Below are 25,236 nucleotides of genomic sequence, written 5' to 3'. Positions count from 1 at the left end.
AAGAGGCCGTCATGGTGACAGCCTCTCTATGCAAATGAACATATCCGGGTTTAATATCCCGGATTTTGATAAGCCGCCTTATCGGCTGTGCTCATAACCAATGCATCAATCTGGCCCTGGGGAATAGGACGCAGATAAAGGTGTGCGTCGATAGAACGGGTGACCTTAACCGGTGTGTGATCTCCGAAAATTGTTCCTGCTATGGTAAATGAAGCCGCAAGCTCCGCCCACTTTTGGGTCCTGACCAGATCGAACCAACGGCCGCCTTCGGCATAAAATTCCCGGGACCGCTCCGCCAATACATAATTTATATCGATGACTGCAGGTGTAGCGGCCGTCATCGCCTGGCTGTCGTCTTCGACCTTCACTATATTGCCATTGTTATTGAAACGCCATTTTCCAGCCCGTGCGCGCAATACGTTAACGAGTTCCCTGGCGGATTTCCCTGATTTGACCGTTGCGCCCTTGACTGCTGCTTCGGCTGCGATCAGGTATAGTTCTGAAAATTTCGCGATCGGGTAAGGACGCGTACTGCCCGCATTGGGCTGCCCCAGGCCAGTGCCGTTGTCTGTGCGATAAGGTCCCAGCTTCCAAAGGCCCGGAAAAATTATACGGCTGATACTGCCGGGGGTGATCACCCAATCTGATCTGCCCGGCAGCAGGCCGGCACCGACATTCCCGTTTGTATTGGCATACACGACGTTGGGATCGTCGTTATCCAGGAAGGTCAGTATGGCGCCGCCCTGGGGAACAGGCAGGCCGTTGGCGTTAGCTAAGGTCTGGGCGGTATTACCCCCTTTTTGCCAGTTTCCACGGTATACTGTTGTGAATGTTCCGTCATACCGGGAATCGTTCACTTTATCAGCGAAAGTGTTTTTGAGCACTTCGATAGTAGGTGCCATACGAACCCACGGGCGGCCCAAATGTTGTTCTGCTTCACGAAGAACAGAATTTACGCCGCCGCTGATGATGTTCGGATAGTTCCAGGTCATCATCCAGCCGGCAAAGTTGTCGGGAGCGCCACCGCTTCCATAGGTCAGGCTCGATCCGTTATATTTCTCGCTGCTTTGCGTATGGTCGGCATAGAGTACCATTTCGCTGTTCCGGTCGTTTGATCCAACATTCACGTCGTAGAAAGTCGGTTGCAGTTTAAAGGAACCGGGGTTATCTATGGCAGTGGTTGCGATATCATAAGCATTTTGAAAATACCAGGCGGCATCGTGCTTGTCGGGGTCTGTGCGGTCGCTTGCGGGATAAGTTGGAATGCCGTTGGGGTTTTGCAGCCACCAGGCATAAGTTAAATAGGCCTTCGACAGGAAAAGGCGCGCCGCTGTTTTGGTCAATCCGCCTGTTACCCTGCCGGTTTCCGGCAGGTCATTGATTGCCTGCAGGAGGTCCGGGAATATCGCCTTCGTATATACATCCGGTACCGTATTACGGACCGATGTCCTCGATGGTGTAATATTAAATTTCAGCACTCCTGAACCCAGGTCCAGCGGTACGCCACCGTAGGATTGTACCAGCAGAAAATAATCAAAAGCCCTGAAGAAGCGCGCCTCCGCAATCAGGGCGCCGGAAATGCCTACCGCGCTGGCGTTTTCGATTACGCCGCTGGCGGTATTGATGTCGGTATATGACTCTCCCCATATGATACTGGTAGGATAGCTGGTGGACGATATGGTGCCGACCCCTGAGCAATCCAAATCCTTGAAATTTCCGTCTGCACTCTGACCCCAGGTAGCTTCATCCGTACCGGTAACCCCGGAATTATAGTAATAAGCCTGCCCGTAGATATTGCGCAGGTGGGCGTACATGGCTGTCAATCCCCCGTTAACTCCCTGTACGGTTTTAAAATATTCCGGAGTAAATGAGGAACGCGGTTGTTCATCAAGCACCTTTTTACATCCCGTAGACAGGATCGTTAACAACAGCGTGGATTTGATGATGCTTTTTATCTTTAAAGTTTTCATGTTGATGATGTTAAAATGTCAAATTCAATCCAAGCACGTAGTTCGTGGTCGAAGGCGCGTTGCTGCCTACTGTCAGGAACCGTCTCAGGCTGTTAGACAGTGGCACCGCAGCGTTTTCATTACCGTAAGAGTTTGGTTCAGGATCCATTCCGGATGCTTTGTGGTAGGGCGAGAAGAATACAAATGGATTTTGCACAGTGAAGTAACTGCGCAGGCGCATGTTCGTGTGCCTGGACAGCAGCTTGCTGAAGTCATAACCAAGCGTCATTGTGCGGATTTTCAGGTACGACGCATCAAAATAACCAAGCGTACTGCCGTATTTCGGGTTATCACCACTCAGGATGCCCCCAGGTTTCGGATATGTTGCTCCCGTATTTTCGGGCGTCCAGTAGTCTACCTGAACATTGTTACTACGCCCGGTCATCAGGTTCAGATAACCCCCGGACCCATACAGGCTACTGATGATCGTCCCGCCTTTTTTGAAGGCCCCTACTACACTGAAATCAAATCCTTTGTATGCCACGCGCGTATTAAAGCCACCTTCGAACTTAGGATCCACATCGATGATCTGTCGGTCGGCCGCCCCGATAGCCCTTGCCGGCCGGCCGTTGGCATCATATGTTCCTGTATATAGTACCTTGATCATGCCCACGTTTCCGCCTGGTTCGAGGATGTTCAGGTTGGGATCTCCCGCCTGCCACAACCCTATTTTCTGATAATCGTAGATGGCGTTGATGTTATGACCGACGAACCAGGCGTTTCCTTCATCCCGCGTCTGACCCGAAGCCAGTGCCACAAGCTTATTCCTGTTGCCATATACATTGATACCCAGGTCCCAGGTAAACCCGTTTTTATTGATGAGTGTACCGTTTAAGCTTAACTCGAGACCTTTGTTTTGAGTCCGCCCGACGTTTGCGGTATAGCTTCCAACCCCGGCGGTAGGCGGCAGGCCAACGCTTAGTAAGATATCGTTTGTATTCGTAACATAATATTCGACTGTACCGGACAAACGATGTTGAAACAGCGAAAAATCTATTCCATAGTTCCAGGTCTTGGAATATTCCCAGCCTAACGTCGGGCTTGGAAGCTGGGTTACATAATATCCTGTAGCATAGTTTGTATCCCCGAAATTATACTGGCGCGTACCTAAAGTGCCTAATGTCTGGTAAGCATTTACGGCCTGGTTCGAGGTTTGGCCAAAGCCTGCACGTAGTTTCAGGTTATCTATAACCGAAATGCCTTTCATGAAAGACTCGTTCATGATATTCCAGCCGGCTGAAACGGCAGGGTAGGTGTGCCATTTATGCCCGGGAGCTAAGCGGGAGGACGCATCCGAGCGAACGGTAGCAGACAAAAGGAAGCGGTCATCGTAGGAATACATCACACGCCCCATGTAAGACATCAGCCCGCTCTGGCTATAGTTGCCGTTCCCGATGGTGATCTCGCCGGTGGCTGCACCCAGGTTATAAAACTGGAAGGCGTCTGCAGGAATGTCTTTGGCGGACATGGTGGAATAATTGTACCGGGTCTGCTCGGTGGAATACAGGGCTACCACGTTTATATTATGCTTTTTAGCAAAGGTGCGGTCATAGGTCAGCAAGTTTTCGACGGCCCAGTGATATTGCGCGGAGTTGCTGACGCCGGCGGTTGACGATGTTGTCGGGGTGGAGCTGCCGATCCCAACCCCGGTATAGTTGCCATTATTGCTTTGTACATAATCGAGGCCAAGATTTACCCTGTATTTCAGGCCTGCTATCCATGGGATTTTTACTTCCCCGTAAACGGAGTTGTAAGTGGCATAATTCCTCGTCTCATTGAGCCATTGGTTGTGAAGATTATTGATAATGCCTTTGGTCAGCACAAAACTTTCCGACAGGGGGGTTTTTACTGTTCTCTTCAAACTGCCGTCAGCATTGTAGGGATTGGCCAGTGGCGAAATGCCCAGGACGCTGYCGACGCCAACCTGGCTCCCTTCCGTCAGGTTGTAGTTATTATTGGTCGTGAAGCCCACTTTGAAGTATTTGCCGACGTTCTGGTCAACCGATCCTCTCATGGAGTAGCGGGTATATTGTTGTGTGGGGATCAGTCCCTGATTTTTGTAATAGCCGCCTCCGAAATTATAGGTACCCGTCTGGCTTCCGCCCGAGACGCCGACATCATTGCTGAAGACCATGCCTGTTCTATAAAAAAGCTTTTGCCAGTCAGTGTTGACATCGTCGGCCTCATCTACGGCGTTGGTGTACAGGCCTGCCGCCTTTCTTAATTTTAAAAATTCAGGACCTGTCATCATCGGATACCTGGCGAAAAGCTTTTGTTCACCGTAATAGCTATTGTAGGTAATCTTCGCAGCTCCTCCCATCTGTCCCCTGTTGGTAGTTATGAGGATGACTCCGTTAGCGCCCCGCGAACCGTAGATAGCAGTAGCAGAAGCGTCCTTAAGAATATCGATGCTTTTAACGTCATTGGGGTTGATATCACCAAGAGATCCGGTAAATGGTATGCCGTCAAGTACGATCAAAGGGTCATTGCTGGCCGTGAGCGAGCGTTGGCCCCGGATCAGGATCTGCATGGTGGCACCTGGTTTGGTGGAAGTCTGAGATACTTCCACACCGGGTAATCTTCCCTGTATCGCCTGGCTGATGTTAGGTGCGGGAATGTCCCGGATCCGTTCGCCGCTGATTGATGCTACCGAACCTGTCACCGCTTCCCGTCTTTGGCTGCCGTACCCGATGACGATCACGTCGTTCAGGCTGTTATTGCTTTGGTTAAGACGAATGGACAGATGGTTTTGCCCGCTGATCTGAATTTCCTGATCGGCATAGCCGATAAAGGTTACAATAAGGATGTTTTCGGTAGGAGGGACTGTTATGGTAAAATTGCCGCCGGCATCGCATACCGATGTAGCCTTCGCGGTTTTCGCCCTTACGGAAGCCCCCGGTAGCGGCAGGCCTTTTTCATCGGCTACGGTCCCGGTTATTTTCCTGCCCTGTCCGAATGCTGTAAGACCGGTTAGCAACACCGCCAGCAAGAGCAGGAGAGGCCTTTTTTTAATAAGTTGTAGTGATTTTTTCATAATTCAGGTTTGAAAGATTAAATTTTTTTGCCATGGAACGATACGCCCTGGTTAGCGCTTAATATGGATACTGTCCGGGCCTCTTATCACATTTTTCATTTTTATAATTGGTCAAATTTTGGACACTGATTGATTTTATTGTTTAAGATCACGCAATCGATTGTGAAGTTGAATGCGATTCATTGCCGGACCATGATCCGGGACGATATCAAAAAAATCAAAATGCGTTTTTGGTTTATAAATCGTCTATGGCGACGAGATGCCCTCATAGATAAGCCGAAGGTCATCGCTTTACGGAAGTTCGGCTATGACAAATCACCAAATTCATGATACTTTTGTTCATTGAGCGAAAAAATAAAATCTTTATAAAATGTTAAATCATTAATTATCAATATTTTAACTAAATGAGGTAACAAAAGGTACTATCTGTTCTTGAAGCTGAATATTGGACAGGAGATATAGCACCCGGCCGCAGGCTGGTGGATCGATGACGTCACCTTTGCATTGAAAGTAATGAGGCCCGGCTATTTCGCTGCTAACTTACCGTGGTGGCCTTGCTTTTTGCCGGACTCCTTTTGATTACCAGGTACTCAGACGGCAACATCCCGAAGCGTGTTTTAAAAGTCCGCGAAAAATAGCTCGGCGTGCCGAAGCCCGTGGTATAAGCAATCTGAGCCACATTATAATCACTGAGCTCCAGCAGTTCGGCTGCTTTATCAAGTTTAACGTTACGGATATATTCCACGGGCGTCAGTCCGGATATTTCCAGTACCTTGTAATAAAGCGAACTCCGGCTCATACCCACATGCCTGCTTAGTTCTTCGACTGACAGGCCCGGCTCACTCAACTGATCTTCTATATATTTCTTGATCGAATTTAAAAGTTTCACATCGGCTGATTCCATTTCAACCTTTGGGCTGATCATCTGTATTTGCCGGGAATAGGTGTCCTTAAGATTTTTGTTCAGGTCAAGTAGATTATTGATCTTGGTTTGCAGGATCTGGAAATTGAAAGGTTTCGTCAGGTAATCACTGGCGCCCGTTTTAAGGCCTTTTAACTGTTCTTCCTCGCCGGTCATTGCTGTTAATAAAATTACCGGGGTATGGGAGGTGCGTTTATCCCCTTTAATTTTTTTACTCAGTTCAATGCCATCCATGTACGGCATACTGATATCACTGACAACCAGGCTGACATGGGCACCGAGCGTTTTTTGCCACCCTTCTTTACCATTGGCCGCTTCGATGATATGATAGTATTTTTTAAGATGATCCGACAGATAAGAACGGAATTCGTCGTTGTCTTCTACTAATAATATCGTTGGCATTTGTAAAATGGTTTCACGGATAGCGGGGGCGTCCTCAATGTTCAGAATGACCGGATCCAGCCGTGATTCCCCAATATCGTTGAGGGGGATGCGCACGATAAAAGTTGATCCCTGGCCCGGTATACTTTCCGCGCGGACAATGCCGCCGTGCAGTTCTACAAATTCTTTGGTGATCGCAAGGCCTATTCCTGTTCCCTGGTTGATGATCGCACGGCTTTGATGTGATTGATAAAAACGTTCAAAAATTTTTTCGATTTCATCACTACGGATACCGGTTCCGGTATCCGTAACCCGGAGCAAAAGCTGCGTATTCAACGAGGGGCCCTTTTCAATCAGGGCACGGACAGCAACTACACCGCCCCCCGGCGTGAATTTAAATGCATTGGACAACAGGTTGAAAATGATCCGCTCCAGCTTATCCGGGTCAAAGTAGGTGTTGAATTCTTCCTGTTGTACGTCGACATGCAGTGCAACCTGCTTTTTTAAAGCCAGGTCCTGAAACGCTGCGCACGCCTCGACGATAAAACACATGATTTCTCCCGGCAAAAGGTTGAGCTTCACTTTTTGTTCTTCCATTTTGCGAAAGTCCAGTAATTGGCTAACGAGGTTGAGTAGCCTGCGCCCGTTTCTGTTGATCATTTTCAGGTCTTCCATGTCATCGCCGGGAACGGATTTTCCAAGCAGTTTTTCGACGGGAGCGAGGATCAATGATACCGGGGTGCGGAACTCGTGGCTAAGATCTGTAAGGAACTTTATTTTCAGCAAATCCAGTTCATGTAAACGTTCAGCCTCCCGCCTTTCCTGCTCGATGAGCTGGCTGACCTGAAGCTTTTCCTGCACCTGTTCAAATTGCCTCCGGATCTTTTGTATGCCCCGCCTCCTTACCAGGAACAAAGCCGAGCCTGCAATAAGAAGATAAGCTGCATAGGCATAATACGTCCGCCAGAATGGCGGTAGGATAGTCACCCTGATGGTGGTTGCCGGGTTGTTCCAGAAACGCTCATCCTTACTGGCCATCACCTCGAAAGTGTAAGTGCCCGGATCAATATTGGTATAACCCGCTGTCCGCGTATGGTGAACATAGTTCCAGGCTTTATCAAAGCCTTTCAGCCGGTAAGCATATTGATTTTGTTTAGGCGATGTGTAATCGAGCGCGACGTAACTGAGGGCAAAATTTTGACCGTATTTCAACGTAATTTCCTGTGCAGTACCGATTTGCTCATAAATGGGGGACTGATTTCCGGGATTAACGGCAGCGTTATTTACGGTCAAACCGCTAAGCAGTACCTTCCCCGGACGGGATCCGACCGGTAATCTTGACGGGCTAAAAAAATTGAAACCGTCCTGACCTCCAAAATAAAGATCGCCGTCCCTCGTTTTTATACCCGATCCGGTAAGAAACGCGCCTTGCTGGACGCCGTTTTCAGCCGTGAAATTACGGAATACTTTTTTCCGGTAATCAAAGGAACTTATACCCCGGTCGGTGCTCAGCCAAAGTAAACCAAGATCGTCCTGCAAAATTGTTTTGATAGAGGAATTAGCCAGACCCTGCCCCTCGCCATAGGAAATGAACTTTTCCAGGTCATTGTCGAAACGGCACAGTCCCTGGTTGGTACCGGCCCAGACATTGCCGTTACCGGCAACAAAAAGATTGGTCACGATATCGTCGGCCAACGCTGCGTTTTTTTTTGTATAATGTGCCCATTTCTGCTGTTCGATGTCAAATGCGACAATGCCGGTTCCAATAGATGCAATCCACATTTTGCCATCCGGCGCCGGAATTATGGATGAAATAAAGCCGTTAAGCGGTAAGTCCCTTCCTTGCCCGGCGGTACCATGATGGGATGCGAAATGTGAAAATGAATTACTTTTGTCATCATAAACCGCTATTCCCCGACCCAGCGTTCCCACCCATATTTTCCCGCTGCGGTCCGCGCTGATACAGGAAATATCATTGCTGTAAATTCCCCCGTCAGTACCGTCTGCCGTATACTGAACGGTGTTACGGGTAGCCAGATCGATTCGAAAAAGCCCGTCATGGTAGGTTCCCGCCCACAACCTGCCTTTCCTGTCGATATGCAATGATGTTATGGACAGCGGGTTCCCCGGGGCTTTTAACCTGCTTTGCAGCTCATAGGCATGTAAAAGTCCCGCCTTTCTGTCTAACAAAGCTATTCCGGCATCAGTACCCACAAATATATTGCCGTTGCTGCATTCCGCGAAAGCGGTCACCAATGGCGATTTTAAACCGTCAGGGTCGAAGGGGTTGCTTTTCTTCTGATTGAAAAGTGCGAGATTCCGGTCGTATTTTTCGATTCCCCCGGTAAAAGTTCCAATCCAATAGATATCCCCGGAGTCAATAAATATACTCCGTATCGAATTGCTTTTCAGGCTGCCACTATTTCTGGGATCCGCGGTCAACCGCTGAAAAATTCCCGGTACAGGATCGAAAACATTGACACCACCCTCCGTCCCGATCCAAATCCTGCCGTCTTTAGCCACGCTCATCGCGAAAATGGCATTGTTGCTGAGGGTTTGGGACATTTGATCATGATGACGGAAGATCTCAAATCGCCCGTCATCCATCCACTTGTTCAGCCCGTCATACGTGCCAAACCACAGGCCGCCTTTCTTATCTTCAACAATCGCTTTAACCGTATTGTTGCTTAATGCATACGTTCCTTGCCGGTCATGCGAAAATCTTTTGAAGGAATTTGATGACCATTCATACTGGTATAAGCCGTAGTTGGTACCGATCCACATCCGCTGTCTGCTGTCTTCGAACAACGAGAGGACCACGAAAGCGCCCGCTTCCTTTTTATCCGGCTGCGGAATTTTTATACGCGTAATCCGGCCGGTTTTGACGTCAATAGTCCGGAGATCCTCATAAGTACCTATCCATAACTTTCCATATTGGTCCTGGCAGATGGCCCTGACAGATACGTCTGAAATTTGCGGCCACGATCCATCCCCCCGGAAACGCCCGAAGCGGTCGGACTTACGGTCGTAATAACAAAGTCCGCCGCCGCTGGTACCAATCCATACCCGCCCATTTTTATCTTCGACCAGGGACAGCACTTCATTGGAAGGGATACCGCCGCCTGATTCTGCGTGCCGGTACGTGACGAAATCGCTGCCATCGAACTTATTAAGACCATTTGCGGTACCAAACCACATGAGCCCGAAACGATCTTTTATAACCGCATTAACGGTATTCGAAGACAAGCCTTCTTTTACCGTAACAGATGTAAAGTTTATAGCAGTTTGGGCATGAGTGCAAACCGGTAGTCCCCAAAAGATTATGCATGCCAGTAAATAACAGCTTTTAAACCTAAACATAATTTAAGATTTGATGAAAAGATACGTTTGCAACCCGCCAGGCTGCAATAAGTGATATTAATTGGTGTCGTTTTCACAAATATAATCAAGTTGATAAAAAAAATAATTCTATTTGATCATAAGTCTCATCTGGGGATGGAGTGCCAATTTATATCTGTTAGTATAAAATGTAACTAATTGTGCTTAGCGTATGTCTTTTATCATAGTACCTTAGTTTTAACAAGCAATGGCAACATATTTAGTCTTAGCTGATCTGCAACTGATCGATCTTTTAAAAAAAGATGATGAAAACGCCTTTTCCGAAATTTACAGCCGGTATGCAGATTCCTTGGCAGGTTTTGCAAGTTCCCGATTTTTTGAGCCGGAAGATAGCAGGGATATTATCCATGATGTTTTTGTTAAGCTCTGGCAGGAAAGAATGCAATTGAAAGTTGACCGAAATCTAAAAGCTTACCTCTTTAAGCTGACACGTGACCGGATGGTGGACGAAATTAGAAAGAATATTACACGCCGGGCGTATGCAGCTATGCTAGACTCGCTGGCTGTTCGCTACGAAGCGACGATTGAGCAAAAAATAGCTGCAAAAGAAATAGCCCGAACCATTGAAACATCGCTGGATGAATTATCACCACGGGTGAAAGAGATTTATTTGTTAAGCCGGGAAGAAAATTTAAGTATAACAGAAATCGCAGACAAATTGCAGCTTTCTGAACAAACTGTAAAAAACCAGCTTTCTACTGCGTTAAAACATTTACGAACTTCACTGGCAATGGTTTCTATCGCTGCCTTATTGTTTTGGCTGTCCTAAACCAGGCATTGCATGCCCCTTCTTCTAAAGAATGAAGCTAATTCAGGTCTGTAAAAAAATATTTAATTTCCTTATAGTACCAAATGGCATCTCAAACGGCTACGGTGAAATGGATAACAAATGAGCCGTCGTCAAATAGCCGTCCTGCTGGATCGTTACCTCAAGGGCGAAACCACAAATGAAGAAAATGAGCTGGTGGAACGCTGGCTGGAAGAGCATAGTGATGCTAACGCCCGATGGCATGATCTAGATCGTTCAGCAAAAGATCAATGGTTTTCCGCTGTTTTTAGCGAAATTAAAAACACAATTCACGAAACGGAGACTAAAGTAGTGTCGATTCCGCAAAGAAAGCGTAGGTTATGGCAAAGTATTGCGGCAGCCGCAGCAATGTTGCTGATCGCTTTTACTTTGTACCTGGAATGGCCCTTATTGCAAAGCTATTTGTATCCTGTACAGCTCAAAGCCCTCCAGGTACCCGTTAACCAGAAAAAGGAGATCACACTTGCTGACGGCAGCCGGGTATGGGTCAATGAAGGGTCGGAGTTAAAATATCCTAAAACATTCAATGGCAAAACAAGAGAGGTTTATCTTTCCGGTGAAGCTTATTTTGATGTCCGCCATGACGCGGGCAAACCTTTTATTATTCATACAGGAACCGTGCTGACCACCGTGCTGGGTACAGCATTTAATATCAAAGAGGATAAAAATAACCACACCATTCAGGTCACGGTCACCCGTGGCAAAGTAAGCGTTGCCAATGGCAGAAAATTATTAGGTGTAATCATCCCCAACCAGCAGATCAGCTTTAATACTTTAAAAGCGGAAGTGATGCAGGCAACTGTTAATGCCAATGCGGTAGTTGCCTGGCAGCAAACTGACCTGCATTTTGAAGATGTGAGCTTTGGTGATGCTATTGCACAATTGCAACAACACTTCAATGTGAAGATCAGTTTCAGCAATGCAAAATTGAAAGACTGCCGTTTTACAGGGACTTCTTTAAATGGCGAAGAATTGGATAAAATACTCAACGTAATGTGCGCTTTTAACAAGGCCATTTATCAGATCAAGCCGGACGGCAGCATCGTGATAGATGGGCCAGGGTGTAACAAGTAAAAAATAAAGAAAATAAAAGATGAACAACAGCTAAGCCTTGTAAATGCTTTCGTCCTCCAGGCAGGATGATAAGTCAAAATAACCTGTAAACCGACGGTCATCGGCTTACAGGCATCCCGGAAAACCGGGGTTTTAAATAATGGTGTCACTTAAAACATTTAAAAGTATGAATATTTCTGCAAAAATGCGGAAACCGGGAGGCTTATGTGCTTACCTCAACGGTTCAATAGTAGCGAACAAATCATTTATCCGTCAATTAATGCGTGCAGGCGTTGTAGTAACATTAATCATATTAACCACTTTCCAGGTATTACTGGCCACTTCTACACAGGGGCAAAACATGCATACCGACAAGGTAACCATCGGCCTTCGGAATGAAACGCTCGCCAGTGGTCTAAAAAAAATCGAGCAACAGAGCTCGCTTCGCTTTTATTACCGCAAGGCGGAAATTAAAGCACTTATCGGACTTAACCTGGCTTTGGCGAACAGAACAATAGAACAAACCTTGCAGGAACTATTACAAAATACTTTTCTTTCGTACCGACAGGTAGAAGATAACATATTAATCGAACGTAATGCTGTGCAAACCAACTATGAGATCAAAGGCCGTGTAGTAGATGTAAATCATAAATCAATTGCTTTTGCGAACGTGATTATAAAGCAGGTCGTTGCCGATAAAATAATCCAATCTGCACAAACCGATACCGGGGGACGTTTCAGGCTCACAGCAACAGAAAAAGGGGATTATCTGATCGGAATTTCGGAAGTAAGTAAGGACAGTTTGTCTCTCGCCCTAACTTTAGGAGATATGAAGACGGTTCAATTACCGGATATCATACTAAATGCATCAATCAAGCAACTCAAACAAGTTACCATAACCGGCAAATCCCCTGTTCTTGAAAGAAAGGTTGACCGATGGATATTTAACCTGAACAACACTATAATGGCAAATGGTTCTTCCCTCTTTGAGGCTTTGCAGGTGGCGCCTTTTTTAAAGGTATCCGACAATGGCGTTTCTATGGTGGGCAAAGGCGGTATGGGAGTTATGGTAAATGAGAAAATAATTTATTTAAGCGGAACCGACCTGGTTAATTATCTGAAAACGCTCAGATCTGAAAGTGTGGAAAAAATCGAGATCATTACCAACCCGCCGGCAAAATATGAGGCCCAGGGAAATGCCGGCCTGATTAACATTGTTTTAAAGAAAAACGAATCTTTGGGCTGGAGCGGGTCATTAAGTTCGACCTATCGGAAGGCCGTCTATGCCTCCTATAACAACAATCTCGCTCTTTTTTTCCGCTCAAAAAAAGTTAACAGCTCTTTTACAGTTAACCAATCACGTTATCACAATATACTGAACGATTCGCTCAATATAATTGGGCACCCCAATCAAATCCTCAGTAACGAGCAACGTATATCAATTACACCAGGTTTGCAGGCCGGTTTAAGTATAGATTATGAGTTAAACATGCACAATAATATCGGGTTTATTTATCATATTTCACACAGCAAAGAGCAGGATACCTATGTTAATAATTATAGCTATGGCAGGAACAATATTGTCGACTCGGCTTTGAACACCAAAGGCGAAATGTCAAGGCCATTATTTGCACAGACCTTAAATGTATATCACGATTTAAAGATTGATTCGGCCGGAAAGAAATTAAGTAGTTCTGTTAATTTTTTCACGAACAGGCCTGAAATAAGCAATAGTTTTGTTTCTGCATCTGCAAACACCTACGCTTCAGTTCAAAATAATAACTTGTCAAAATACAATATCTGGTCTATTCAATCAGATTTAATATTGCCTTATAAATGGGCTAAAATAGAAACCGGTGCTAAGTTTGCTAATTATAATAACAATGCCAGCGTAGCCTATTATAATAATATCCTCGATAATCTCCTGCTGGATCAAACGCGCAGTGATGATTTTGATTACACCGAAAAAAACCTGGCCGCGTATTACAGTGTGGAAGCTGACCTGTCAAAAAAATGGACGGTCAAGGCAGGATTGCGTTATGAGTACACGATGACGGATGGTTATTCGCCTACTTTAGACCAGCGTAACAGGCGTAATTATGGTGCGCTATTCCCTACGACCTATATCGTTTACAAAGCTGACGGAAACAATGTTTTTTCTTTAAATTATTCGAGACGGATCAACCGCCCCGGCCTCAGTTCCTTAAATCCCTTTGACTATTATACAAACATTTATACTTATTCTACCGGGAATCCACTGCTGTTACCTTCGTACAGTAACAATTTCGAACTTAATTACCTATATAAAAGCATGTTTTCTTTTACTGTATTTACACAACATGCCAATGATGTAAATTCATTACTTACAACGATTGAGGGGCCATTAGTGGTTTCAAGTAGAGGCAACTTTTTAACACGGGATAACGTGGGGGCCTATGTTTCCTTTAACCGGGCATTTTTTAATTGGTGGGAAAGTAGCAGCTCCGCCTCTTATTTTTATTCGTCCTCAAAATCCAAAATAGAAGCGATCCCCATCCAAAACGGAACCTCTGCATCGTTTAGTGTCAATAATAATTTCAAGGCAACTAAACTGTTAAATTTCTATCTGAACTACAGCCAAAGCCTTCCCTCAACCAGTGGAAATACTTACACCTACAGTCAACGTGATTTCAGGGTGGGGGCCAGGTTAAAATTGCTTAACAATAATTTGATCATCAACCCATCTTACTTTCTGGGTACGGTTAACAAATATGACGCACGTTTTAGCGAATTTGTGCAGACAGAAAGAACGGACTATCATTATAAAACCTTCAGTCTTAGTCTCACCTATTTATTCGGAAGATCAAAGGTTTCCGGAAACAACAAGAACATATCTTTTGATGAGAAAAGAAGAGCTCAATAGTAAACTGACTGACCCGTTTTCTGCGCATCCATAAATCCTACCTGGTTGCGATTGGACATATCGACGCCTTTGAGCAGCAGCAGGTCCGGATAGGCGGGGCAACGTTGCCGGTAAGCCGCTCGCAGAAACGCGCTGTCCTGAATTTATCGAACCTTTACCCGGGTCTGCGTTTATTTAAAAATGGTAAACAAGGATCAGGGTAACGTTTACAAATTGCTGCTAATCAGCCCCGAAAAATAATCTTTGGCATCGGCTGCTCATTCTTCTGAAAATACGGAAGATCTCCTGGTTGATAAATGCCGGGGACGGACGTTTTTGGCAGGAATCCCGGTTTCGGTAACTTCTCCGGTAAACCCAACCTCAAACTACCTGATCATATATAAATCCTGTATAAAGTCAAATCTTTTATTAAACCGAAACCCCGCTTTTTCTAGAACTCTTTTTGACGCGATGTTTTTCCGGTTTATGACCGCTGCAATTAAAAAGATTCCCTGATTACGCAGACTAACGACAACTTGAGGTAATAAATTACTCATTAATAACCGGCCCTGAGCATTCCCTGCCAGGTAAAATTCAATGAAATAGGGGTAATCGTTTAGCGTGTAGTATTCTCTTGTAAATTTAGGCGACAAAATATCAATGATGCCGGTCAACTTACCGGTGTTTTTTTCAGTAATAAAATGAATGTAGCTTCGACCGGTGTAATAGTTAAGCACAGCTTTTTGTAGCCACAAATTCGCGTCCTCTAACGACAAAAGCTTCTTTTCCGGGATAAAACATATTGTTTTTTCATCAGAAAGTAGCTGAAAGACCTGTTGAGCCATTTGGTCAAATCTGTCAAAGTCTTCAGCGCGGAAAGGATGAATTAACCAGTTCTTATCTTCGAAAGTAATCGCTTCGAATGGATAATCAGCTATGGATAAACCACACCTCATTGACCCCGTTTGACCAATTCAAAATGACCACCTTTAGTGCTTAAGTTCAAGCTTTTGGCGAAAGAAAGAAAATTGGCGATGAGTGGTCAGTGCTATAGGTTTATCCAGTCTGGCTAAACAGCGTGCGGTCAACGAACTTTACTTAAAAAAAAGCTCAGTTCGGAACGAATACTTTCTAAACCTGCAAATACAAATATTCAAAAATAAGTGAAAAATATGTAAAAAATACCAAACTAGCCAGAATGGTGCTAAGTTATTGATTTTTAAGATAATGATATTGAGCCCGAACCAGCGCCCCTCTGACATGGAAATTACCTAATAACAATGGCCGTGATTTTTTACGGCCATTATCGAAAATAGTGCTAAGCGTTTTTATTTGGGTTATTTCTGTAAAGAGATAGCAAGCTTTATTTCACTTACGATGTTTTCTTTTAGTGACAAGTTTAATGTGTCTGCGTTCACGATGGTTGCGACCTGGTCATCAGTAAGCGGTGGCCCTAAAATATCCATGCCGGCCTTGTGGGCCACTTCTATTAATTTAACAGTATCATTAATGGTGAGATCGTTTTTTGCAATATCACTGATAAACGTCTCAAATTCACCTCGGGCGGTTATAACAGTCATGTGAACCGGTTCATCACCATAAGCCCTCCAGGTATGGGGTACGTTTTTGGGTAACAAAATTGTATCCCCCACTTTCGCAACTCCGGATTTTAGCGGAGTCCACACAACTATGTTTCCTTGTTTTAGGATGAGAATTTCATCCTCATTGCGGTGCAAATGTACAGGTGGGCCAAAGTTTCTGGGAGCTTTGTAATCCTGCAACATAACCTTACCTAATGTTTCCGAACTGGAAACAATGGTTCTTGCCTGTTCTCCCCAGGAAGTCGTGAACATCTCATCTGAAGGATTATCGATCTTAACCATTCTTGCATTTTCTGTGTTTTTCATCGCGTTCTTGTTTGATTTTTTATTTCTGAAATTTATCTGAGGATTAAAGAAGGCACGTAAAATTTGCCACCTCGCTGCCGGTTCTTAAGTAAATTCACGGTCAGTACCTTATTAATTATTTTTGCGAAAAGGTCTGAATGCCTCTCTCAGGTCATCAGTGTATAGTTCCGGTTGCTCCATAGCTGCGAAATGCCCGCCTTTTGGCATCTCCTTAAAGCGAACTACATTATAGCCACGCCTGGCCACTGGCAAGGGAGCGCGGGTAAAGGCGAAGTCGTAAGGGTATTTAGAGATCATTGTAGGAACGCTGACATAGCCAGGCCAGGATGATTTCATTTCGGTCATTGCACCACGATAATACCAGAAGCTGCCGTCAATGCCATTCTCATTGATGATATAAAGCATGATGTCAGTCAACAGGCGGTCTTTCGATATTACTGCATCCAGATCACCTTTATTATCTGACCAGGTCCAGAATTTTTCAGCGATCCATGCTGCTGTTCCGAGCGGACTATCATAGAGCGCCACAGCCGGCATCATCGGTTTACGGGCCTGCATCCGCCAATAGTCCATGCTGGCCGTTCTGAAATCGTCACCTGCTTTGAAGTAAACCTTTTCCTCTGCTGTTTGTTCTTTTTCAGGTACAGGTACACCCGGGAAAAAATTGAGATGGATACCTTTTACATTTTCCGGATAGTTGTACCCCAACAAAATAGTAGCGCCTGCTCCCCAGTCACCGCCCTGGGCATAGTAGTTCTTGTATCCGATCACTTCGGTTACCAGTTTATTCCATAAACGGGCGGTCGTAATACCGTTAACCGGTTTACTCGGCATGGAAGAAAATCCAAAGCCAGGCAACGCAGGGATGATCAGCGTGAAAGCGTCTTCTGCCTTGCCGCCATATTTGGATGGATGGGTAAGCGGGCCGATCACATCAAAGAATTCAAAGGTAGAACCCGGCCAGCCGTGGGTGATGACCAGTGGCAGCGGATTCTTGCCTTCACCTTTGATATAGTAGAACTGTATCTCCATGTCTTCTACAATTGCTTTGTATAGCGGGTAGCTGTTCAGCAGTTTCTCCTGCTTGCGCCAGTCATATTGCTTGATCCAGTAGTCCCGGAGCCCGGCAAGCCATTTCATATCCATACCGGTTTCCCAGTTGGATTCCGCACCTTCTGAGGCGGGCATTTGTTTAGGAATCCGAGCATTTTTAACCCGTTCCATAACAGAATCCAGACGGGCCTGGGAAACTTTAATTTGAAAAGGTTTAACTAATTCAGGCCGGGCAAAATCGGCCTTGCTGGCTGAAGTTTGAGCTGATAACACAGCTGCTGATGTATTTAATAACGTAGTTAATATCATGAGCTTTTTCATAATGATTTTTTTAGAGGTCGATAAAAACGCGGCCCGGCTGCCAATGGTAGTGGGGCCGACGGGTTGATCAGGCTGTGTATTTTGCCAGCCATTTAGCCTTAGTAGCGGCTCTTGCGTCGATGAACTCCTGGTCGGTTCCTTCGGCAATAGCATCTAGTGGGAAACGTAAGGGGCGGGATCCGTCCTGCATGTTCACCAGTTTCAGGATACCGTCTGCAATAGTTTGCGGATCCATGTTATACTGTGCCATTTTACCGAAAAGCGCTGTACCGATGGCATTGAATTTCTCTGTCGCCGCGTCGCCGTAGGCAGCGGTGATCTCCGGCTTATCCGAATGCACGCCGGTCTTTGATCCGTTGGTCATTTCTGTAGGATAAACACCCGGCTGAATAGTTACGTTCTCTATGTTATATTCAGCCAATTCATCCTGCAAGCCTTCCGATATGGTTTCAACACCGAACTTAGAGGCCAGGTAAGGAACCATGAATGGCAGCGTATGGCCACTTGCACCGGAAGTAATGTTGATGATCAGGCCTTTCTGAGCCCGGCGCATGGCGGGCAGCACTTCCTGGTATGTCCTGATGACGCCATAGAAATTAACCTCGAACATTTGTTTGATCTGGTCGATGCTGTAAGCTTCCAAAAGACCGAATCCTGTAACTGCGGCGTTGTTTACCAGCACATCTACACGTCTGTATTTAGCCAGCACCCCGGCAAAGGCATTTTTAACCGAATCGTCATTGGTTACATCTATCTCAACCACATCTACCTTAGGTAGTGCTGAAAGTTCCTGTGCCGGACCTGCATTTTTGCCGGCGATGTCACGCATGCCTGCTATAACGGTATAACCCGCTTTTGATAAAGTAATTGTGGTTAATTTGCCAAAACCTGTACTTGTTCCTGTAATGAAAATTATCTTTTCCATGATCTTATTTTTATTTGTTTTTGATTACTCAAAATTGCGTACAAGCGGTTAGCCCCACATTGATGTATGATAAAAAGGAGCATTGATATATGTCAATTGGAAATGCTTGGCTTAGCAAATCGAGGTTTACTTATGAACGTTACAACAAATAAAAATTGAACACCACAACAAAGTCCAATAGATAAATTAGCCGGAGATTTGCTGAATTAATTACAACAGCAATGGAACAATCGAAAAAAGAAACAGTATTGGTTACCGGCGGATCCGGCTTCGTGGGCAGTTACTGCATTATACAGTTACTAAAGGAAGGATATACGGTCAGAACGACGATCCGGTCATTAGATAAAATAGATTCATTAAAAGAAACACTTTTAGCCGGCAAGGCTGAAAATATGCAGAATCTGACCTTTATAGCAGCTAACCTCACGAGTGACGAGAATTGGGATCAGGCTGTCGAAGGATGTGATTACGTTCTTCATGTGGCTTCCCCTTTTCCGGCCGGAGAGCCTAAAGACGAGAATGAGGTCATTATACCGGCAAGAGACGGCGCTTTAAGGGTTTTGCGCGCAGCGCAAGCCGCAAAGGTGAAACGTGTGGTTTTAACCTCGTCGTTTGCAGCTATAGGCTATACCATCGATCCTAAGAACCATGTTTTTACAGAGGCCGACTGGACAGACCCCAATGTAAAATTACCGGCCTACATCAAATCCAAGACGATCGCAGAACGTGCTGCATGGGATTTTATGGAAAAAAATGCTGGTGCTATGGAATTGGTTATCATTAATCCTGTTGGAATATTCGGACCGGTTTTAGGAAAAACTTTTAGCAGTTCGATCGGCATGATCGTACAGTTACTTTCAGGAAAGATGCCCGGAACACCGCAACTTTCTTTCGGCATCGTGGATGTCCGTGATGTAGCTGATATCCATATCAAAGCAATGAAAGATCCGGCAGCCAGCGGCCAGCGGTTCCTGGCAACTTCAGACGGAATGATCTCATTTCCGGGAATTGCCAAAGTTTTAAAAGCTGATAGTAATTTACCTGTTGACAAAGTGCCGTCTAAAGTGCTGCCGAACTGGCTGGTAAGGGTCAGTTCATGGTTTAAGCCGGAATTGAAATCTATTGTCCCGCAGTTGGGTGTGGTGAAAACGCTGTCAAACGCAAAAGCTAAATCTGTTCTGAACTGGAGCCCGCGACCCAAAGAAACGACCATTAAAGAGACGGCAGAAAGCCTGGTCAAATTTAAGATCGTATAAGTTCCCTTTTATTATAGGCTTTTAACATTTCATTTGCGAAATTTGATCATATGATACCTGCGCATGAAAACCCTCAAATACTGATCTCCTGTTACTACAAGAGATCTGTAAATGGCGAGGATATCGTTAATCGGCATGCTTTTGCTTATCAGATCACCGGAAGCCTGACTGTACAGGACGGACGCGAGAAAGTGATCTTTGAACCGGGTGACTTTCGCTTCAACGTACGGAACAGGTTGGCCAAGTTCGTTAAACAACCTGGTGAAAGTGACCCTTTTAAATCACTTTCACTGCAATTTGACGAAGAAACGCTGCGGGAGTTTGCCCATGAGCACCATCTGACGGCTGAAGCGACATCTTATGTTCCACCCTCGTTCCAACTCAAAAAGCACCCGCTTCTTCAGAATTTTGTGGATTCACTGCAGCAGTCGCTTCCCTACTTCAGTGAAGGAAACAACGACCTGATGAAAATAAAGTTAAAAGAGGCTTTGATCGTTCTGCTTAAAGTGCAGCCTGAATTAAAAGATATACTTTTCAACTTTCAAACTCCGGGCAAGATCAACCTTAAGGCTTTTATGGAGCGGAATTTCCGCTTTAATTTAAGCCTGGCGCGGTTTGCCTATCTTACCGGCCGTAGCATTTCGACCTTCAAACGTGATTTTTTAGGAGAGTTTTCAATGACACCGGCAAAATGGCTACAGCAGAAAAGGTTAGACGAAGCTTATTATTTGCTGAAAGAGGAAAAGTTTAAAACCACTGATGTCTATGCGGAAGTAGGATTTGAAGACCTGTCTCATTTTTCATTTGTGTTCAAGAAACATTTTGGGATCAATCCCTCCAGTATTTCCTGATTGCCTGAACGGCGAAAAGCCTCCGAATAGGAAGCTGTTTTTGATCCTTGAAAGAGAACTATTATTTTGATAGTGGAATAGCGATACGCAATGTTGGCCTGTTTCCTTCAAAACGGTTGCTGGCACCGGTTTCAAAGAACATTTTCGCTTCGATCAGTACGCCGTTCGGGGCAAAGTAAGCCAGTCCGGGGCCAACGCCCAGGACGCGTTCTTTAGTACTTCCGATACCAAATTGGTCTGCATAGTAATGATGGTTCCCGGCATAACTATCCTGGTTTAGCTGGTTTAAAAAGTACGCAGCCGCTTCAACTTTAAAGCCTTTAGCTAAAGTATAGTCAACAGAATAGTTTCCATTATAGTAGATCCCCGGTTTATTTTGCTGGCCGATAATATGCGCATTATAATTGAACTGGTTTCGTGAGCTTAAGCTAAGCTTATCGCTCAGGAATAAAGTAAAAGCATGATAAGCCCCAAAGGTGTAAAGATGTGAAGACGAATTGATATTATACCTGCTGTCATATGATCCGGTCGGAAGCGTTACATCAAACTCAACACGATGGGATAAGGTTTTTCCAAACAACTTTTTATCAGACCATTGAATTGCTGTTCCCTGTACGATATCCCCAAGGGCACCAGGGTTTACAGTTGGTGCCGGCCCGTTCAGGTTGGATGAGTTGATCTGTACTACAGGTACAATTACGGTGAATCCCAGGTTCCCGCCCAGTAATTTCACAGGCGTCAGATAGATCAGTTGGTTTAGAGAAACCACCGAATTGATCTTTAGATCTGATAAAGTCCTGTGACCTGATCCATCTGCAAAATGTTTGGTTTCAAAAGCCTGTAGGTAGCCCTGATAAACCCAGCCCGGTTTACCGGCAAAGCCGTCATATACATTGGACAACCCAAGATTGGTTGGTGGTAATACCGGGTCCTGGGCAAATGCGTAACCTACATTGACCAATAAGCCGATAAGTATGGCTGCAAAAAATACCCGGTAGGCAAACCCACCTGATCGGGAAGCTAAAGAACTAAACGGCTCGATGGTCGAACCCAGATTATTAACTATCGTATTATGCTCAAAGATTTCCTTGAGATCTTCGGCATTTTTATGATTTAGTGATGGTGTTTTCATACAGCAAACCTACTGGTGGAGGGAAAACTCCCGAATGATGTATGGCAAGAAATTTGATTGATAAATATCAATTGGCGCTATTGCCGTCAGTGATCAGGTAATTCAACTTTCGTTTGCTGGGGTCAGATCCTGGTACAAACCAATTACAGTTTCATTGCTCAACAGCAAATGACAATAAATAAATGCATTACATACCGTTTCGATGTTACCCAAAAGTTCAGCTCCCGCATTTTGAATCAATGATACCATTTCATGCAGATTGTCAACTTTAAAGCCTACAACCACATTCGTGTTTTTAAACAGGTATTCCGGATAGCAAGCTCCGGGTCCGTAAAACTCCATTATTGTTCCATCATCCATGCTATAAACTGTTAATCCCGGCTGAACCGGAATTTTCTTCAGTTTAAGGCCTTCGGATAACAATATTTTAAACAGGTCACCATCGGCGGTACCCGTTTTAACCGAGATCCGGGTTATCGTTTTTGTCTTTTTCATATTCAACTTCATTTAAACCGGGATTGGCCAGCCGCAGCGTTAAGATTGCACTCGGCCTTTTCCGGCAAACAAAATTGAAAGATCGGAACCAGTAAAAAATTGATATAAAATAAAATAGCACTTGATAAATGTCAAGTGCTATCAATATTGCGGAAGTCAGATCAGCGTTTAACGATCTGTTTTCTGACCCGGCTTAAAGTCTCCGCGGTAATGCCTAAATAAGAGGCGATCATGCTCTGCGGAACGCGCATAGTGAGATGGGGAAATTTTTCCAGAAAACTTAAATATTTATCTTCAGCGCTGAGGCTGATAAAGGTATGGATCCTGTTTTGAGCAACGAGGAAGCTTTTTTGTAATATGGCATTGATCATATTGTTGAATGCGGGCACCTCGGTACATAGCCTGTCAAATTTTTCCTTGCTGATCAGGGCTACTTCTGAATCTTCTATAGCATCAATATTATAGATTGATGGCTGCCCCGTTTGAATGCTTTCGCGGTCGCCAATCCACCAATTCTCTATAGCAAAATTTAAAATATGTTCAACCCCTTTTTCATCAACGGTATAGGTGCGTAAGCATCCCTTGGTGACAAATGAGTGGTTTTTGACAACATCTCCTTCCTGGCTGAGATACTGTCGTTTTCTGACTTTTTTTATAACCGCCGCCGCCGCAACTGTTTCCAGTTCCTCGGCAGTATAGTTGCCTTTTCCTTGTAAATAAGTTTTAAATGCCTCGATCACTATCTGTTTTTTTGGTGAGTAAACGATTAAAGATAATGAAGAAATTTTATTATAAAAAGGATTGTGATGCAGGAATAACATTGGCCTGCATAAGTCATTTGTAAACAATTGATTTAAGTCAATCTTATTTCTTACGATAAGTCAATGGAGGCGGCCAATGTACTAGCCATTTTTGTAGTGTTAAAACAACATAAAATATTAAAAAAAATAAAGACATGAAAACTGCAAAAGAATTATTATTGGACTATCTGGAAAACGTAGGTAACCCTGATTTTCAGATCGAATTATTTGCTGACGATGCGGTATTTGAACTGCCATACCTTGCCAGCCTTGGCATACAGGCCCGTTGGGAAGGCCGTGAAGTACTATATAAGTTCTTAGGTAATCTGCCAAAAACTTTCCCCGGATTCAAATTCAAGAACATTCAGATCCATATTGATACACCTGATCAGGCTTTTGGAGAATACGAGGCAACTGCTGTTATTGCATCAAATGGCAAAGATTACGCCCAGCACTATATGGGCCGTGTGGTAGCCGAAAACGGTAAGATCAAATTGATCCGGGAAGCTTTGAATATGGTACCGGTCGTTAGGGATATTAAAGGCATCGCTATTGACTAAACAATAATAAAGCCTCCTGCACCAGTTGTGAAATAAACCATTTGTGCAGGAGGTCTTTGGTATCAAACGTTTTAAAATTATTTTAATCTTTATCCTCATGAAAAAACGTCGTGTACTTAATTTATGCTTCCTGAATATCTTGTTTTTTTTGTTTCCCTGAACAGTTTTGCTCAGCGTAATATAAAAGAAGGCACTTCAATGACCTTGCTTGCAGTGCAGAAAAAATATGACCTCGATCCTTCCCGCCCTTTGTTAAAACGTATTGCCAGGACACCAGATAAGGTTATTAAAATGTTCCGTGACGCAGGCATGTCACCAACTGAACACCAACTGACCAATGAAGAAGAAATCATTGTTGCTTCGGCAATTTCGGCGCTTCCGCCATTGCATCAGCGGGTTTTGAAACAACATTTAAAAAGCATCAGCTTTTTAGATAATATGCCCAATACGGCACTAACATCAACGATCACTACAGATGGAAGTGTCAATCTTTACCATATCACTTTCAGGGCTGGTATATTGCATCAAAACATAACTGAATGGGTAAATGAAAAAGAGGCCACCTGTTTTTCAGGAGGCGACTCCACAATTTCAGTTTCGATCCGGGCAGGCCTGTTAAAAGCATTGACCTATGTTTTGCTTCACGAAGGAACACACGTAGTAGACGGTTCAATGCATCTGATTTCATTAGACTCGGTAGCCGGTAAACCACATATGAATGATTTTACCAGGGAGTTTTCAAAAGGAATATGGAGCGACATTAATATACTTCAGTGGCCTGTCAAAGATTCCTTAGTTTTTAAAAGCCGGTTTCGGCCGGGCGGACGCCGCTATCTCTACACAGAAGCTTCACCGGTTTATGCAGGACTTGTCAGAACTCCTTTTGTATCGTTGTACAGTACAGCAAGCTGGCATGAAGACCTGGCGGAACTTCTGACTATATACCATCTTACTGAGATTTATAAACAACCATTTCGCATTATCATAAAACGACCCGGAAAAGTACAGGTATTTGAGCCGATGAAATCAGCATTCGTTCAGAAACGCCTGAAACTTCTCCACCGTTTTTATGAAAAGGCTTAGCCCTTTAAGTTGAGGAACATTATTAATAAGAAGCATTAATATATCCTGGAGTCGTAATGTGCACAGCCCGGCGCAAAGGACAATGACCATACAAGACAAAAACAATGACCTTTTCAGGCAGGGCTGACGCATAAGAAACGTTAAAAACGGGAGGTGTTGCCAACAAAATGTTGATAAAGAGGTGATAAGTTTAAGGGTTGCGGTTGTCAAAAAGGCTTTCAAGTTTTTTTCTTTGTAAAAAAGAATATGCCCACATCCCTTCACGATCATTTCAGATGGATACCCGATCCACGCACGGGCAATAATAAGAAGCATAATTTACTGGAAGTAATCATTTTATCGGTCTTGGCAGTGTTATGTGGTGCT

At 44.6% G+C, this 25,236-nt stretch carries 19 protein-coding genes; 9 read left to right on the top strand and 10 right to left on the bottom strand.

What is annotated here, in order from left to right:
* Positions 1 to 50: 50 nt before the first annotated feature.
* The 3 genes from AC1DV1_RS23580 to AC1DV1_RS23570 form a co-directional block, all read right to left on the bottom strand.
* The gene (locus AC1DV1_RS23580) at positions 51 to 1,970 is read right to left on the bottom strand and encodes a RagB/SusD family nutrient uptake outer membrane protein (RefSeq protein WP_477364402.1); all 1,920 of its coding nucleotides are present in this window, start codon (positions 1,968 to 1,970) and stop codon (positions 51 to 53) included.
* 10 nt (positions 1,971 to 1,980) lie between these two features.
* Positions 1,981 to 5,043: a SusC/RagA family TonB-linked outer membrane protein gene (locus AC1DV1_RS23575; RefSeq protein WP_477364399.1), complete on the bottom strand. Its 3,063-nt coding sequence runs from the start codon at positions 5,041 to 5,043 to the stop codon at positions 1,981 to 1,983.
* Positions 5,044 to 5,578: 535 nt separating this feature from the next.
* Positions 5,579 to 9,706, bottom strand: coding sequence for a hybrid sensor histidine kinase/response regulator transcription factor (locus AC1DV1_RS23570; RefSeq protein WP_477364396.1), 4,128 nt, complete (start codon positions 9,704 to 9,706; stop codon positions 5,579 to 5,581).
* 226 nt (positions 9,707 to 9,932) lie between these two features.
* Between AC1DV1_RS23570 and AC1DV1_RS23565 the strand changes: the two genes are divergently transcribed.
* The 4 genes from AC1DV1_RS23565 to AC1DV1_RS23550 all read left to right on the top strand — a co-directional run bounded on the left by AC1DV1_RS23565 (position 9,933) and on the right by AC1DV1_RS23550 (position 14,711).
* Positions 9,933 to 10,514 (top strand): RNA polymerase sigma-70 factor, encoded by a 582-nt coding sequence (locus tag AC1DV1_RS23565; protein WP_477364393.1) that lies wholly within the window; start codon positions 9,933 to 9,935, stop codon positions 10,512 to 10,514.
* A 120-nt stretch (positions 10,515 to 10,634) separates the two neighbouring features.
* Positions 10,635 to 11,627 carry a FecR domain-containing protein gene (locus AC1DV1_RS23560; RefSeq protein WP_477364390.1) on the top strand — a complete coding sequence of 331 codons (993 nt, stop codon included), beginning with the start codon at positions 10,635 to 10,637 and terminating at the stop codon, positions 11,625 to 11,627.
* Between the two features lie 166 nt (positions 11,628 to 11,793).
* Complete coding sequence (locus AC1DV1_RS23555) at positions 11,794 to 14,508, top strand: outer membrane beta-barrel family protein (RefSeq protein ID WP_477364387.1); 2,715 nt, start codon at positions 11,794 to 11,796, stop codon at positions 14,506 to 14,508.
* A gap of 8 nt (positions 14,509 to 14,516) precedes the next feature.
* Positions 14,517 to 14,711, top strand: coding sequence for a LytTR family transcriptional regulator DNA-binding domain-containing protein (locus AC1DV1_RS23550; RefSeq protein WP_477364608.1), 195 nt, complete (start codon positions 14,517 to 14,519; stop codon positions 14,709 to 14,711).
* A gap of 162 nt (positions 14,712 to 14,873) precedes the next feature.
* Here AC1DV1_RS23550 and AC1DV1_RS23545 read toward each other — a convergent pair whose 3' ends face one another.
* The 4 genes from AC1DV1_RS23545 to AC1DV1_RS23530 all read right to left on the bottom strand — a co-directional run bounded on the left by AC1DV1_RS23545 (position 14,874) and on the right by AC1DV1_RS23530 (position 18,693).
* A complete protein-coding gene (locus AC1DV1_RS23545) occupies positions 14,874 to 15,443 on the bottom strand; it encodes a GNAT family N-acetyltransferase (protein ID WP_477364383.1) in 570 nt (189 codons plus the stop codon).
* A gap of 381 nt (positions 15,444 to 15,824) precedes the next feature.
* On the bottom strand, positions 15,825 to 16,394 hold the full coding sequence (locus tag AC1DV1_RS23540) for a cupin domain-containing protein (protein ID WP_477364380.1): 570 nt from the start codon (positions 16,392 to 16,394) through the stop codon (positions 15,825 to 15,827).
* 111 nt (positions 16,395 to 16,505) lie between these two features.
* Entirely contained in the window at positions 16,506 to 17,768 is a 1,263-nt protein-coding gene (locus tag AC1DV1_RS23535; protein WP_477364377.1) for an epoxide hydrolase family protein, read from the bottom strand.
* 67 nt (positions 17,769 to 17,835) lie between these two features.
* Positions 17,836 to 18,693, bottom strand: coding sequence for an SDR family oxidoreductase (locus AC1DV1_RS23530; RefSeq protein WP_477364374.1), 858 nt, complete (start codon positions 18,691 to 18,693; stop codon positions 17,836 to 17,838).
* A 221-nt stretch (positions 18,694 to 18,914) separates the two neighbouring features.
* Between AC1DV1_RS23530 and AC1DV1_RS23525 the strand changes: the two genes are divergently transcribed.
* Both AC1DV1_RS23525 and AC1DV1_RS23520 read left to right on the top strand, forming a co-directional pair.
* A complete protein-coding gene (locus tag AC1DV1_RS23525) occupies positions 18,915 to 19,949 on the top strand; it encodes an SDR family oxidoreductase (protein WP_477364371.1) in 1,035 nt (344 codons plus the stop codon).
* Between the two features lie 50 nt (positions 19,950 to 19,999).
* A complete protein-coding gene (locus AC1DV1_RS23520) occupies positions 20,000 to 20,800 on the top strand; it encodes a helix-turn-helix domain-containing protein (protein ID WP_477364368.1) in 801 nt (266 codons plus the stop codon).
* A 61-nt stretch (positions 20,801 to 20,861) separates the two neighbouring features.
* Here the strand turns inward: AC1DV1_RS23520 and AC1DV1_RS23515 are convergent, their stop codons facing one another.
* The 3 genes from AC1DV1_RS23515 to AC1DV1_RS23505 all read right to left on the bottom strand — a co-directional run bounded on the left by AC1DV1_RS23515 (position 20,862) and on the right by AC1DV1_RS23505 (position 23,167).
* Positions 20,862 to 21,932: a SphA family protein gene (locus AC1DV1_RS23515; protein WP_477364365.1), complete on the bottom strand. Its 1,071-nt coding sequence runs from the start codon at positions 21,930 to 21,932 to the stop codon at positions 20,862 to 20,864.
* 102 nt (positions 21,933 to 22,034) lie between these two features.
* Positions 22,035 to 22,427, bottom strand: coding sequence for a hypothetical protein (locus tag AC1DV1_RS23510; protein ID WP_477364362.1), 393 nt, complete (start codon positions 22,425 to 22,427; stop codon positions 22,035 to 22,037).
* Positions 22,428 to 22,588: 161 nt separating this feature from the next.
* Complete coding sequence (locus tag AC1DV1_RS23505; protein ID WP_477364359.1) at positions 22,589 to 23,167, bottom strand: Crp/Fnr family transcriptional regulator; 579 nt, start codon at positions 23,165 to 23,167, stop codon at positions 22,589 to 22,591.
* Positions 23,168 to 23,382: 215 nt separating this feature from the next.
* Here AC1DV1_RS23505 and AC1DV1_RS23500 point away from each other — a divergent pair, with 215 nt between their 5' ends.
* From AC1DV1_RS23500 to AC1DV1_RS23490, 3 genes are all read left to right on the top strand, one after another.
* On the top strand, positions 23,383 to 23,787 hold the full coding sequence (locus AC1DV1_RS23500) for a nuclear transport factor 2 family protein (RefSeq protein WP_477364356.1): 405 nt from the start codon (positions 23,383 to 23,385) through the stop codon (positions 23,785 to 23,787).
* A 123-nt stretch (positions 23,788 to 23,910) separates the two neighbouring features.
* Positions 23,911 to 24,870, top strand: coding sequence for a hypothetical protein (locus AC1DV1_RS23495; protein WP_477364353.1), 960 nt, complete (start codon positions 23,911 to 23,913; stop codon positions 24,868 to 24,870).
* A 246-nt stretch (positions 24,871 to 25,116) separates the two neighbouring features.
* Positions 25,117 to 25,236: transposase family protein (locus tag AC1DV1_RS23490; protein WP_477355482.1), on the top strand; the 120-nt coding region annotated here is incomplete at its 3' end.

This window comes from Mucilaginibacter sp. P4_D1 (genome assembly GCF_056401935.1).
This window is presented reverse-complemented; position numbering and strand designations above follow the sequence as displayed.